A 14,575-nucleotide genomic window follows, 5' to 3' on the forward strand; every position below is an offset into this window, starting at 1 on the left:
GAAAAACTTTTATCTTATTCAACTAGGATAATACCGGACTGCCTCGTTGACCTCTTCCTCATCGTTTATTGAAGTACGAAGCGGTGTTTCAGTCACGTTTACTCGCTGAGTTGCTTCGTCCACTTCAATCATTACAGCTCGATCATGAAATTCACCAACATCCCGATGCGCAATACTAATAATCGTCGAGTCTTTCAACATCGATTGGGTAAGACTGTAAACCAGATTTTCATATTTTTTACTCATTGCTGCTGTGGACTCATCTAAAATTAATATCTCTGGTTTGCGAAGTACCGCGCGAGCAAATGCAATTTTTTGTTGTTGTCCACCTGATTTTCTAGACCAATCTTCTAAAACTGACTTATCTTCTGGAGTATCCAGTTTTTCAATAAACTCCTCTTCTCCCACAGCCTGCAACGCCACTCTGTATTCCTCATCTGTAAATGTGTCAAAGGGCTCAGGATAAGCTAATACCGCTCTTAATGTATCATGTGGCATGGTCGGTTTTTGCGGTAGAATATAGATTTTGTGACGCGGAGGCAGCTTGACTTCTCCATGCCCATATTTCCAAGTACCAGCTATTATCTTCGTAATGGTTGATTTTCCTATGCCATTTTCACCTTGAATGACCGTATGCGTACCTTTAGGAAATTTCACATTAAGCTGGGACATCATCAGTACAGTACTACTAGACTCTTCGGAGGCGGGCCTCACCATATCCAGATTTACAATCTCAATACCATCAAGAGCAGCATCTTCAATTCGATCAATATTTCGCTCGGGTGTATTTAAACCACCCTCTTCTAATGCCCTTTCTAATTCCATAATCCGTTTAGTACTTATTTTATAAATTGCTAGGTCTTCGTAAGAATTGATAAACCAACTCAAGGCAGACTGAATGTAACTGAATGAATAGCTTATTTGCATGATTTGAGCGAAAGGAAGAAGCCCAGCAAAATAAGCTGGGGCGGCCATAAGATAAGGAAAAATGATTGCGACTTGTTGATAAACCCCTTTAAATGCACTGAGACTTAATTGTATAACAATTTTTTGACTCCAATTGTTATACAGTTCTCCAAATTTACGAAGCAATTTACGAAGGTAATACATCCCTCCACGTTCCTGTGCAATATTTTCTGAATCTTTATCAAGAATAAATAAATCTTTTCTGATGTCGGCTTCGAGAGATTCTTCTTTCTTATTCAATTCAGGAAGCCTCCGGCCAATTAAACTGGTTATGAAACTTGATCCGGCTGCAAAAAGAATAGCACTCCAAACCATGTATCCAGGAATGGTAATACTGGCACCAAGTACAACAAAAGAAAGACTACCGCCCACTACCCATAAACTTCCAGTGAATAAAACTAAGGTTAATACAGAGTTTAATAAATCAAGACTTAATGTAATGCTTTTTTCAGTGAATACTTTGATATCTTCTTGTATTCGTTGCTCAGGATGATCAATTTGATCAGCATGTCGGCTTACATCCACGTATTTATTATCCTCATTGATATAGCTTGGGAGTATTTTTGCAGAGAGCCAATTTCTCCAGCGCGCTCGCAATTTTTCAACACAAAAATCTTTTAAAGCATTTACAGCACCCCATGAGCCGACGATCAAGGTAAATGTTCTCATACTGCTAAAAAACAGTGAGGCATTCTTTGCGGTCATTGCCGCCCAAAAGGTAGTCATCCACCAACTCAATGTAAAAGTTAAGGCAGCGATGGTGACGACGCTAGCAACTGCTCCAATGAGCAACAACCATGCTTTTAAACGATCGTTGGAATGAAAAAAATAATCTTTAGCTAGGCTGAGGGCTTTGCGATAGGGGCTAGGGAAGATAGTTGTATTCATTTTTAATTTTACTCTTTCATGATTTCAATTTAACTCTCCCTTTCTCCTGATTCCTAATGACCATTTTATGATTATAAATAAATAAAATCAATAATAACTTTAATTAAATTAAAAATTAATTAAATAATATTTAAATTTAATTCATGTGGCTGGAGTATTCCTAAATTTATGAGAATTACTTGAGGTTTCTGCTGTTGCTGCTGATGGTGAAAATTGACCGAAGCGTAATAAACCAGCTTGTCTTGTTGCTGGAAAAACAGGTTGCTCACTATCGGCAGGAGCAGTTGTCAATCCCCGGCATTCTTGTAAACCTAAAACCCTTTGATGAACTTCAGATTTTTCAAACATCTTTTTTACCTCAAAGACATTACGACTAATCCTAACTCTCCACTCTGCAGGAATGGTTTCATCGGTGATGATTTGCTCTACTCCACTCACAAAAAGGCGAGTATATTTGCCGTGTTGTAAGATTAACCCTGCTTCTACTCCCCTTTGAAAATCAGCTGAAGAAGTAATTTCTGTAGCAAATTTTCTATCTTGCACAGCAACGGTAGCGCCTTTTAGCCAAGATTCAGCATCAGGCATTTCTCTAGTCATTGCAAAAATTGCTTGATCAATCTGATCCATGCCCGCTTTCTTTCCTAATTCATACAGAATGTCATCTGTATTGGTACGCTCAAATTCTTCTGAGGTACACAAATGATCTGCTGCAATCGAGCTCATGAACTCATTTGCTGCGACAATTCGCTTCCCAAATTTATCTTGCATGGAATTTAAAATAGTAATTAATCTTTGATTCATACCCCCGATCGTAGTTACCCATTGTTGGCGTAGCATTAAATCGTTAACTACATAATCCTGATCGTTATAAACTGGTCTTAATAATAAACGTTCAAAAATTTCTGGAGTAAAAGGTAATATTTGGCTGGGTGCTAACAACTGTTTGGGTAGCTGACCTGCTTCATCACAGCCATATAAAAACCAGGAATATATTTCATTTAATAAAGTCGTCTGGCCATGTGCTTCTGTGACCAGTCTAGATAATTCTGAAGTAGTATCATTCACTTCTTTTAATAAAAGCGCATGAAACTCTTTACGCAATTGTTGATACCTTGTCCGCACAAAAGCCACCGCTTCTGCTATAACCGTATCATTTGGATTAAACCAGACCATTTGGGCATAGCGTGGTGGATAGTCAGCCATATTTGGATACATAGCGTGATGATACCAATGAGCTCTACCAATATCATGTTGAGTACCTTGCTGCTGGTAAGTCAATGAGCCTGCAGGATAATGACCGCCTACCCAATTATTCCAAACATCTTCTTGATAAGTAAACCAAGGGCATGATGGGACAGCAATCGGATTGGAATTCATGATATTAAACTGCTGGCCATTGGTCATGCGCAAAATAATTGAAATGACATAAGCATGCTGGCCACTCCCAATTGACTGATAATCATACACATAGAATAAAGTGCCAATACCCAACATTTCCTGCTCTAGGCCTAATAAAAACAAATATGGTGATAATGACCAAGCAGTATTGGATACTAAAGGAATTGGTAACAAAGGAAATTGCAAAGATTGCATACTGTGAATGTCAGTAATACGTGCAAAATCACTTTTATGCAGCATATAACGCAAATGCGGCCAATTATCAGACTCGCGCAAATTACTGCCATAGATTTTTAAATCAATTCGTGAGGGTAAATGGTAAAGGCGCGCTATATGCGCATACGCTGCTAAGCGTTGTCCGTCTTGTGTTGCAACGAAACTATTATAAAGGTCAACTGCCTCTTTAGGTTTAGAGAGTCCATGAGTATTCATGGTGTAGCTACCGCAATGGGGTGAACCGCAGCTCATATTGTTGAAGCGTGCTGCAAAAGGCATATAATATTCATAATGAGTGAAAAACTGACTATAGTCCTTCCCATATGGACGTATGTTATAAAAATTTCCAGCTCTTTGATCTCGTGTTGAAACAGGTATTCGTTGGTGAATGAATATGTTATGCAATTTCTCAGCAAATTGAAAAGCGATGGGTTTGCCGGTTGCTGCCTGCGTTTCTTGCTCGAATTGCGCACGTCGCATCTCAACATATTCATTCAGTTTATTTAAAGTTAGGCGATGTTGTTCTGCGAGCTTAATAAATACATTTTCACTGACAATGGTATTCAAGATCTCTAGCCAATTTATACCCATCTCAGTCAATCTCTTGAGTGTATGCAGATGTTCATCTGTTAATTTATAAAATTCACCACTATCTTGTCTGAATTTACAATGCAATTTTAATAAAGCATCCATTGCCTTTAACCACACCACTGGGTTTATAAGCTGTTTTGGAAGTGATGAGATAAAGTTTTCCCTAAGAAATGCCAAAACTTCGGGCAGTCTGGAAAAATGAAATGGATTTATTTCACCTGCGTGACTAAAGCTACTAAAATTAACTTTTCTTTCCAGAATAGGTTGGTGGGAGGCGAGAGCTTGTGTTTTTGCCACAATTGCTTCTTCGTGATCCTTAAATTTTTCTTTTCGCACAAAGCGTTCACTGGTTAAATCAGCAGCTGCTATAGCTTCTCGCAATGAATCCAACCGTTGATCAGAAATAAGGCATCTTAAATCGCCAGCTTCCAGTTGGATTACTTCATGGATGCGCGCCAAATTCCTTCCATGAGAAAAGCTATCTTGATTTAAGGTAATTAATTGTCTAATGGTCTCAAGGCTTAATTTCTCTAGGCCTAAGAATCCACGGATTAAATTTACTTCAATATGGTCCATTTTTTGCAGAACCAATTCAAAACTTTCGCGCATTTCTTTATGCATGCAGTGAATTTGTTCCGAAATTAGTTGCAGCGCGCCCATGATGGCGCGGATAGCTTCATCATTTCCTTCTGATTCTTGGAAACAGCTCAGTAATCCAGTTAATCCGGCAAAAACAATGTTCACACCAGACCAACTTAAGGCACCTGCTTGAATCATAGCCATTGCCGCAACTGACGCTTGAGTAGCAGAATGTAGCGCCATCCCGTAACGAACAATTTCAGGGTTTTTGCTTAATTTCCCTAAGAAAACTGCAGCTGATGACACACAACTTAACTGCTCATGACGGGTAATGAATAGCTCAATTTGGGGTTCAGTTAATTTGTGAGCGGCAGTCCCGGTAAGTTGATAAAACTTACTGTGCCGATCTTGCGCTACTCTCAATATTTCTACTTTTTCCAAAATATTGGCTAATTCAGCGGAAGAATAGGTTCTGTTTTCCTCTAATGCAGCCCCTGGGGCATCGGTAGAGCGATGCCCTTGATGTTCCATAAAGGCAACGAATTGCCCGAAATGTTCCTTGGGCAAAACAGTTTGTAAATCAATTAGCAAATCAGCCTTAACTGGAGATTGAGGTTCCGTTTCAAAATGTTGTGCCAATTTTGCGATAAAAGCCTGGCTTGTTTGTTGACTGAGTGTCGGAAGGTTGAATTGTGGCATATTAAACTCCTATCGCCAGCGTTGCCGGATTGCTGTACTAAATGTTGTGAAATCTGTTACTGTTTTATCCAAACTACTTTGAGTTGATCTAAAAAATGTAGCCGTAGCTTGAGCAACACTTGAAGATTGGGCAATTCTTTCAAATTCTCTATTATTTTGTGTTGTAGCGTTTACAACAAGCTCTAGTTCTTGATGCAAAACTGCACCTGCCGTAGGTGCACTTAATACTGACGCAGAAGTAATAACAGGCTGGCGCCTTGTTTGTGATTGAGCAGAAACTTGTGTATTTAGGGTTAATCTTGTGTTAAAAAATGAAGGACTTTGGTCTGAATTCGTTATAGCCAGACTATACGTTGGTGAGCTGGTTGGCGCCACACTTGCTGTCGAGTGGCTAAAAATACGAGCAGCATTTTCTATGGTTTCTCTCTCTTCTAATGCTAATGCTCTTACTAAACTCTCCAACTCTGAAAGTCTTGTACTTTCGTCTGATGCAGCGCCATTTGCCATTGCAAACCCCGCATGGCAAGCTTCTCTTGTAAAATCACCGGCAGCCTTGGCCGTACTTTCCATTACCTTTTGCGCTGTTTCTGTCAAAGCGGCAACGGATACAACCCTAGCAACAATGACAGCTGTCCCTGCAGCTATGGGTAAGTCTGGCAAAGTCACGCAAAGCAGTGCTGAGCCTGCTGCGACTTGGGTAGTAATTTCAGCCCCAGCGCCGATTGCCCCACACACAATTTTTTCGGTCATATCACTAGCTTGGTCTTGAGCTACGCTTTTTACGACTTCAGCAGCTTTATGAATATGGTTAAACGCACGAGGAAGGTGTACTCCGTTACAATGCAAAACTAAATCTGCCTGTTGTACTGATTCAGAAACAACATGAGCTATTTCTCCAACTAATAAAAGCTCATGTGGTTCTCTTTGTATTTCACTTCCAGAAGTAGTCTGAGAGGTATTTTGCTCATTTGTCGGACTCATCATTGTTAAACCTTTCAATTCAACATATCTTTGCAATGTTGCAAACGTAAAGATGAAAATTCTATATAATGAAAATAATTTAAACAATACGGTAAAAATACCTAAGGATAAGCCCTAATAAATGGCATAAAAATGAACATTGTGATATGATACCTACCTATGAACCTAGAAAATACCATCGCTTTAACTACAAGCGCAGAAATGAAAAACATTGTTCAACCATTAGACCAATGTTTTAATATCAATTATTTTGGGCATGTTAAAATTTACCCGGATAATAGCCATATTGTGCTATCGACTAATCCTGGGTGGGTAGAATGTTTTTATACCCACTTTCATAAGCACGGGGTTGCTCATAAAAGCATAGATTCATATCAATCAGGATATTTTTTATGCTCCGAAATGAAAGATCAAACCACCTTTAAAGTCATGCGAGATGATTTTAATATTGATCACTGCATGAATGTTGTCAAAGTCCACTCCGATTGCGTTGAAATATTTGGTTTTGCAACGGAATCAAAAAATAAGTTCATGTCAAGTTGGTATTTAAACAATATTGATTTGGTCGAGCAATTTATTCTTTATTTTAAAGACAATGCGCAAGCATTAATTAACTCTGCTGAACAAGACCGTTATATATTACCTCGAAATTTGCCAGCAGAAGATGATATGTTTGCAATAGATCAGGATAAGCGCATAAATTTTTTAAAACAAATTTCCTGTCAACGTTTTTATCAGAATGGTTCTAACATCTATTTAACACAAAAAGAATTTTCCTGTGTTTTGTATGGAATTAAAGGGTTATCAAGCAAACAAACAGGACGAGAATTAAGCATTTCGCCTCGGACAGTTGAGGCTCATTTAAGAAATGTCAAAGAAAAATTACAAGTACACAGCATGGTAGAAGTAGCTGTTAAAATGATTCAAGAATATCCCTGGTTAAAACTCCATTTGTCAGACTCCACGAGTAACGAATAATTTTCAAAAAATCCTGATACTCAATGATATCTCCAGATGGGCATTGTACTTTAAGCATGTGACAAAAGCGGAAACATCACTTGATGGTTGTCAAATAAGTTGGTCTTTGTTTAAATAGATGTAACCCTCAGATGTTTCAATCTAACGACACAGGACCAAGGCGTGAATTGCACATTCTGGTAAGCTGGTTTTTTAGCGTCATCATAGATAAGCTCCAAATCTTACATCACATTTGATAACTGCAATTTCTCGAGATTAACCATGAAAATATTAGAAACTAACCGTCTCATTCTTCGGACTTGGACAGAACAAGATATTGACCCAATGGCCGCGATTGACCAAGATCCAGAGGTATGTAAATTCTTACCTGGTATTGGAAGTCGAGAAGCAACAGCTGATGGGATTCAAACCATGATGAAGCATTATGAGGAACATGGGTTTACTTTCTACGCCGTCGAATTGAAACAGACCCATGAAATGATTGGTTTTCTTGGTTTGAAAACTCCATCATTCCAAGCCCATTTTACTCCTTGTGTCGAAATTGGCTGGCGCCTCTCATCGAAACATTGGAATCAAGGCTATGCTACTGAGGGTGCAAAAGCCGTATTACACTATGCGTTTACCCATTTAAATCTCGACGAGGTGGTTTCATTTACAGTCGTTGCCAACCAAGCTTCAAGACGGGTGATGGAAAAAATTGGCTTAAAACATAACCCAGACGATGATTTTGATCATCCAAGACTTGACGACGATAGTCCTTTAAAACGGCATGTGCTTTATCGACTTAGCAAAAAGGATCTTAATGTCAAAAATAAATAGACCACAAAACTTTCGGAGTTTTTTCTTAGAAATGGCGATGCCTTATCGCTGGTGGTTTTTTGCCATGCTGCTTGTTGGTATTTATTCATCCATCCATAGTGTGTTACAGCCCTATGTTTTAAAAATTCTTTTGGATGCCGTCGCTCATGCCGAAAATAAAAAATTTCTTGATGTTAGCCTGAAGCCAGCATTATTACTTATTATCTTGGGATTTGTCATTACCATTGTATGGCGTCTTTATAATTATATTGTTTTGCGGTCATTACCAAAAATGAAGGCGGATATCATTGCTGCTACTACCTCATATTTAAGAGATCAGTCATACATTTTTTTTCAAGACCATTTAAGTGGTTCAATTAGTGCAAAAATTTCCGATTTAACAAGTAACATCCAGAATATTGTTAATGCTTGGTTTAATATATCGAGGCAAGGTTTAACCATTATCCTTTCTATTGCTATGGTGGGTTTGGTTAGTCCTTATTTCAGCTTGATTTTTTTCGTCATCTCAATCGCTTTTATTGTTACGGCCTATTATTGCTCTAATAGTATTAAACCTTATGCCAGTGCCTATGCTGAAGCACGGGCAAAAAATGTTGGAAATATTGTTGATTGTTTTTCCAACGTGCTAAGTATGCTTTTATTTGCCAGAGAGAACTATGAAGCGCGATATTTAGAAAAAACAACAGCGAGCGCTGTGGAAAATGACAAATCCATGCAATTTAAAAATATGCTAAATGCTTCATTACTTGGCGGGTTTGCCTGGATTTTACAAGGGTCATCTATACTGTTACTGCTTTTTCTTGGTAATAAAGGAATGATTTCTGTTGGGGATTTTGCATTTATCTTTATATTAGCAATGACAGTGATTGATCAGATATGGTTTCTTACTGAGAGCTTATTAGTTGTGGGTGAACAAGCAGGGCAATGTCAACAAGCCATTGATACGATTTTTACAGAGCATTATCAAAAACCCAACCCGGAAGCTCCCTCCCTTAATATTACTCATGGGGAAATTACCATTGATCAGGTTAATTTTGGATATAAATCAGATGATATTGTTATTAAAGACTTAAATCTCCATATACCCGGCGGTTCTAAGGTCGGTTTAGTTGGATACAGCGGCGTCGGAAAAAGTACATTGGTTCAACTCATCATGCGTCTCTATGATGTGCAAAACGGAAAAATATTAATAGACCAACAAGATATCAGAAGGATAAACAAACAAAGTTTACGAGAAAACGTAGCGTTTATACCCCAACAACCCAGCTTGTTCCATCGAACTGTTTATGAAAATATATTGTATGGTAAAGTTGATATCAGTTATGAAGAGGTAATCAACGCTTCTAAAAAGGCTCATGCGCATGAATTTATTGTTAACTTACCACATGGTTACGATACAGTCGTTGGAGAAAGAGGTTTAAAATTATCCGGCGGACAATGTCAACGAATTGCAATTGCAAGAGCGATTTTAAAAGATGCGCCTATTTTGATATTAGATGAAGCCACGAGCTCCCTGGATTCTTTAACAGAGAAATTGATACAAGAATCATTACAGATTGCAATGAGTAACCGAACGGTTATTGTGATAGCCCATAGACTATCAACAATTTTATCTATGGATAATATTCTAGTGATGGACAATGGCAAAATTATTGAAATGGGCAACCATAAACAGCTAATCGAGGCAGGAGGTTTTTATAACACATTATGGAACGCTCAAAGCGGACATAGTTTTATTTAAATTGTCTCGTTAACAGCCCGGTTGTTAGTACTCCAAATCGTTGTCGAGATGTTCGCATTTTAATTATTCAGATGATTACTTAATTAACTATTAAATGATTAACTGAGCTTCGGTTTTTAATTGATGTGCTTCTTGAACAATCCATGAGGCAATCAAGATAATAAACCTGTATATAAAGCTCCGTTGGGTTTGAATGTACGTGGTAATGTCAGAGAATGGTGTTCGTTTTTTCGCGGTAAGGTTATACCCTTCTTTAAAAATAGCTGCAAAGTTGTCTTGTGCTCCAGCATCCCCATGAATGTCTTACCACAATGTTTTAGATCTCATAATTAATCAGTTATACGCAGAGAACCTGAAAAACTGTTTCTTTCTTCCAAGCTTAAATTAACTGCATTATTAACATTAGCTTTAAATTCACGTATTTGTTTTTCAACAGAGGTCTCCGGGAAAAATCTTCCAGTAGCTACCTTAACCACGCCAGCAGTTATACCCACCGTAGCAATATACCCAATTAAAATGGCGAAATTGCGAAACATCTCGCCCCATTTTTTATATTTGGCAATGTATTGAGCTTGGGGTGTATTAAACAATGTGTTAACTGCACTTGTGATTTCATGAGGATTACTAATATAGATAGAGGTAAATTTACAATGCGCAATATCTTCCAATTGAGTCTTCAAAAAGGCTACATGATTCGCCTGATTACCCGCAGGAAAAGCACACTCCAAACCATTGATTAATGTTTCCACAGCCGCATTAAAGTAATATTGTCTTTGTTGATGCAACCTGATTTTTTCTTTATCCTCAGTAAAGTTTCTGGTCTCTATTTGTTGCTGTTCTTGTATGCATTCTTTGAAAGTTTCCGCAACAGGATTAGAAGGCTCATCAACGGATACTAAGCATGACTTTTCATTATCTGAATTAACATAGGATAAAGATGAAGAGGCTGAGGCAGCGTGCGTACATGCTAAAAAACTCATTTTTTCAGTAGTATCAGTAATATCAGCAGATTGAGATGTTCCAACATTCTTAGATGATGACGGTACAGAAACAGGGTTATTTTCAGGTAAATCCGAGTATGCTAAGTATTTTTCTAAATCCTCTTTAAATCTACTTCTATAAGTCTCTAATTGTTGGCCTTCTAAACCTTGTTCCTTGAGTAGCCATTCTTCAACATGTGACCGCAAGTCTTCTTGCGTTTTAGAGAGCGGCTCAAATGTTTTAATAAAATCGCGCAATGAAGAAGCTACGGCGTTAAGTAAAACACTCTCTTCCTTTTCTGGTGATAAAGAGACACTTGCAGTTGCTTCTGAAGTTGATGGTCCAACTGGTATTTCTTTATCGACATGAACGCCCAGGAGTCGTCCTTGTAGTACACCGGTAGCAATCCGCTGAATTTTCCCTGGATTACAAACAATATGCTCTTCTTCGTAAGCATCAGCCAAATTTGTAATAAGAGCGACTCTGGCATTTTCACGTTCTTTATTCAGTGCAGCTTCATCTGCCATACCGATAAATGGTCCATGATTAATGAAATGCCATAAACGCGCAAAAAACTCACGACCTGTAATATTAATTCCATGGGAAGAAATAATCGCATCAGCAGTTATAGGAGCAAACCCACTCGCTGCTTGAAATCCTAGAACCATTCGCGCACATTTCTTGATAAATTCATTAGGGAAATGGTTTAAATAATCAATAAAAGCTGTGTAATCGCTTGGTATCTCTTTCGTATCATAAGCAAGTTGCATGAATGTACCCATGGCCTGAGTTGTCGCCTCATCTCGTCCAGTGGCATGAACATCAATAGCTGTAGCCCCCAATCGCGCGGCTCTATGCATATTTACCAGCTGATTTAAAGGGGTAGTAAGAATTTGACGCAGACGTTCATAATACTCCCCTGGATATTGTGGCATTTGCCCTGCTTGTATTTCCGCTAATGCATTCGCTATTCTTCCTTGTCTTTCTTCTTCTCCATATACAGGCATCTCCCGATCGATTCGCGACTGCCTTACGGTAATTTCATAAACGGTCTTCATAATCTGTGCGCGATCTGCTGAGCGCAGAGGCGGCTGTAGCAATGGTGCTGATATATTAATCAAATGTTCCCATTGCTGCACTGCAGGAATCCTGGCGAGGCCTTCTATAATGTGTTGATCAGTAATGTTAAATTGTTCAATAAAAGCCAAAAGGGCGCGAATGCGAACCAATGGAATGTCTTCAAAAGCATTAACAACATAATAATCAGTAATATTCCGGTTTCCTATAAAAGAAGCCAGTTCCTCCCACAGCTCAACTTCCTTTAGAGCCAGCGTGTCTATCATACCAGGATCGGTGATATGATACTTTTTTATAATTTCTATAAATTGTGGCCATAAGTCTGGAGTAATTTCTTTAATATTGAGCTGATATGGCTTAGGCTTGTATTCCTGGATATATTGAAAAAGATTCTCCCTCCTATTAGCAGCAGTTTGGGCGAATTCGCTAATAAAGTCTTGATCGGTAATTTGATGCGATCTGATAAAGCTTACAAAATCGAGCCATTCCTCAGGTGGTACTTCCGAGAGTGATAAAATCATGCATGAAAAAGAGGAGGCTTTATCAGGATCCAAGGGATTCTCTAATATAAAACGGGTTACAGCATCCCATTGCGCATTAGAAATTTTTGCAAGGCTGGAAAGATACCTAACAAGATTATGTTGTTTTGCAAAATCCCATAAACGCGCTCGTTGTGTTTCAGGAATATTTACTAATGTATTAATAGCATCCCAATCAGTAACGTCATTTTCTTTTAAAAATTTGATAAAAGTAAAAGATTCATCAGGGGACATTTTTATAAGTGCGCCGATTGCCCAATCACTCATTAGCCTTCTTTGGATAAAACTAAATAAATCTTCCCACCTATCCTCTGGCTGTTTTGCATACAATAGCCCTCCTTTCAGACCTTCTCTATCAAAATTTTTGCTACGGACAAAATTGGTAAAGGATTGCCATTCATCTTTGGGCATTTTTACCAGTATATATAAGAGATCACTTTGGCGCAGAATATTATTTTCTTGAATAAAAGTAGTAAATGCTTGCCAATCATCTGCACTAACCTGACTAAGCGCATATAGCACGCGATAATCCAATATGTCATGTCTTCTGATAAAAACCAGCATTGGATCAAGAATTTCCATGGAAATTTTAGAGAGTATGTCAATATGGGCATTAGAAATGTGTCTAAGATTTGCGCGGACAAAAGTTGATATCCTGTTCCATCTGTCAGCTGGGACATTACCTAAAGAATGTCTTGTAAGATAATTATCAATAGGGTTCTCGTGAAGAAACCTATCTAATTCCTGAGGACTTACACGCCATTCTTGAATGTCAATTTCTCTGGGCATAAAATTTCTTACTTTAAAAAAATGTTCATTATTTTATCAAAAAATAAATATTGTGATCAAGTAAAGATGTAGGATTAAGTAAGCCTGGTTGCTTTGAATAGCGCGTAGGAAATCATTCACTTAATCGATATATGGATTATTCTTTTTAAATGTCAATGGATCATTATCAATTAAGATGGATCGCTCGTCACCAGCAAGGTCATTACCTATAACCGTCATATTATCCGTGTATAATTCTAATTTAAAAGGAGCATCAAAAAATAAGAAACTTACCTAGAATTAAGCCTTCATCGCATCCAGATTAAATCCAGCGGATAATGGTGAATGTGAATAAACCTCACCCCTAAATTGATCAACGATGCCTTAGCATTTTAAAGAAGATAGGGCATGCCACGCTTTTATTGTCTCCTTGAAGCATTACAAATCAATCATTAAGAATCAATGAGCCAGTTGTCATTTTCTCGTACAACTGCCTACTTATCCGTCTCCTTTCATTTTTAAGTTTGACTTATTAGTTATCATCAATCATACTTCATGTATCAACTGGTGATACTTAAAAGAACTGAATATGAAGTCAGATATAGGGTTAGAAGTTTTGCTATCACTGGATGGTACTGAATATACCGAGGAAAATGGCTATTGGCATAAAATTGAGGCCTCTAGAGTTGAGCCAACAAAAGAAAGGCCCCACGGCATCCGATATAACTTAACACTTCATGACAACTACAATCAACGTATTTTGGGGTTTGATAACGCTCATGCCGTTAAAGCAAAAAAACATGGCTACTATACTGGAAGTATTGTGTCTTACGATCATATGCATCGCTCTATTAAGGACAAAGGCATCCCTTATGAGTTTGAAAGCGCACAGCAATTGCTTAATGATTTTTTAAATGAAGTGAATTCAATTATGAGTAAATTGAATAACGGAGGTAATTAAAATGAAAATTATAAAAGTTGGTATTATGCCACGAGAACATTTTCAAAAACGATTGATTGATATTGCTTCTGGACGCTATATACCAAAGAAAAACGAACCAAAAGTTTGGTTTTCTTCTATTAAATCGCTAGGGGAAGTTCTCAGCGAAAATAATCTGCGATTATTGCGTATTATTGATGAAGAAAAACCTTCGTCAATAAAAGAATTGGCAGAAATTACACAGCGGCAACCAGGCAATCTTAGCCGAACACTAAAAACAATGGAGCGCTATGGAATTATTGAATTTAAAAAAAGTGGTAAAAATTCAAGACCTATTGCCAAAGCACTTGGATTTAATATTGAATATAACGCGCTTAATTTTTTAACCGCTTAAAACTAATCATTCAATACAGA

9 protein-coding genes are annotated in these 14,575 nt (G+C 37.9%); 5 read left to right on the forward strand and 4 right to left on the reverse strand.

What is annotated here, in order from left to right; genetic code table 11:
- Positions 1–18: 18 nt before the first annotated feature.
- From EL206_RS05360 to EL206_RS05370, 3 genes are all read right to left on the reverse strand, one after another.
- A complete protein-coding gene (locus EL206_RS05360; protein ID WP_058462632.1) occupies positions 19–1,854 on the reverse strand; it encodes an ABC transporter ATP-binding protein/permease in 1,836 nt (611 codons plus the stop codon).
- Positions 1,855–1,995: 141 nt separating this feature from the next.
- On the reverse strand, positions 1,996–5,337 hold the full coding sequence (locus EL206_RS05365; protein WP_058462631.1) for a hypothetical protein: 3,342 nt from the start codon (positions 5,335–5,337) through the stop codon (positions 1,996–1,998).
- A 9-nt stretch (positions 5,338–5,346) separates the two neighbouring features.
- Positions 5,347–6,321: a hypothetical protein gene (locus EL206_RS05370; protein ID WP_058462630.1), complete on the reverse strand. Its 975-nt coding sequence runs from the start codon at positions 6,319–6,321 to the stop codon at positions 5,347–5,349.
- 156 nt (positions 6,322–6,477) lie between these two features.
- Here EL206_RS05370 and EL206_RS05375 point away from each other — a divergent pair, with 156 nt between their 5' ends.
- From EL206_RS05375 to EL206_RS05385, 3 genes are all read left to right on the forward strand, one after another.
- Complete coding sequence (locus EL206_RS05375; protein WP_058462629.1) at positions 6,478–7,296, forward strand: LuxR C-terminal-related transcriptional regulator; 819 nt, start codon at positions 6,478–6,480, stop codon at positions 7,294–7,296.
- Between the two features lie 261 nt (positions 7,297–7,557).
- Positions 7,558–8,115 (forward strand): GNAT family N-acetyltransferase, encoded by a 558-nt coding sequence (locus tag EL206_RS05380; RefSeq protein WP_058462628.1) that lies wholly within the window; start codon positions 7,558–7,560, stop codon positions 8,113–8,115.
- Complete coding sequence (locus EL206_RS05385; protein ID WP_065310961.1) at positions 8,099–9,856, forward strand: ABC transporter ATP-binding protein; 1,758 nt, start codon at positions 8,099–8,101, stop codon at positions 9,854–9,856. The genes EL206_RS05380 and EL206_RS05385 overlap by 17 nt, the downstream gene beginning before the upstream one ends.
- Before the next feature lie 329 nt (positions 9,857–10,185).
- Here the strand turns inward: EL206_RS05385 and EL206_RS05390 are convergent, their stop codons facing one another.
- Entirely contained in the window at positions 10,186–13,242 is a 3,057-nt protein-coding gene (locus tag EL206_RS05390) for a hypothetical protein (protein ID WP_058462627.1), read from the reverse strand.
- A gap of 568 nt (positions 13,243–13,810) precedes the next feature.
- Between EL206_RS05390 and EL206_RS05395 the strand changes: the two genes are divergently transcribed.
- Together EL206_RS05395 and EL206_RS05400 are read left to right on the forward strand one after the other, a co-directional pair.
- Positions 13,811–14,182 carry a DUF6516 family protein gene (locus EL206_RS05395; RefSeq protein WP_058462626.1) on the forward strand — a complete coding sequence of 124 codons (372 nt, stop codon included), beginning with the start codon at positions 13,811–13,813 and terminating at the stop codon, positions 14,180–14,182.
- A 1-nt stretch (position 14,183) separates the two neighbouring features.
- Positions 14,184–14,555, forward strand: a complete 372-nt coding sequence (locus EL206_RS05400; RefSeq protein WP_058462625.1) for an HVO_A0114 family putative DNA-binding protein — start codon at positions 14,184–14,186, stop codon at positions 14,553–14,555.
- Positions 14,556–14,575: the final 20 nt, after the last annotated feature.

The organism is Legionella adelaidensis, from assembly GCF_900637865.1.
Taxonomy (GTDB): Bacteria; Pseudomonadota; Gammaproteobacteria; order Legionellales; family Legionellaceae; genus Legionella_A; species Legionella_A adelaidensis.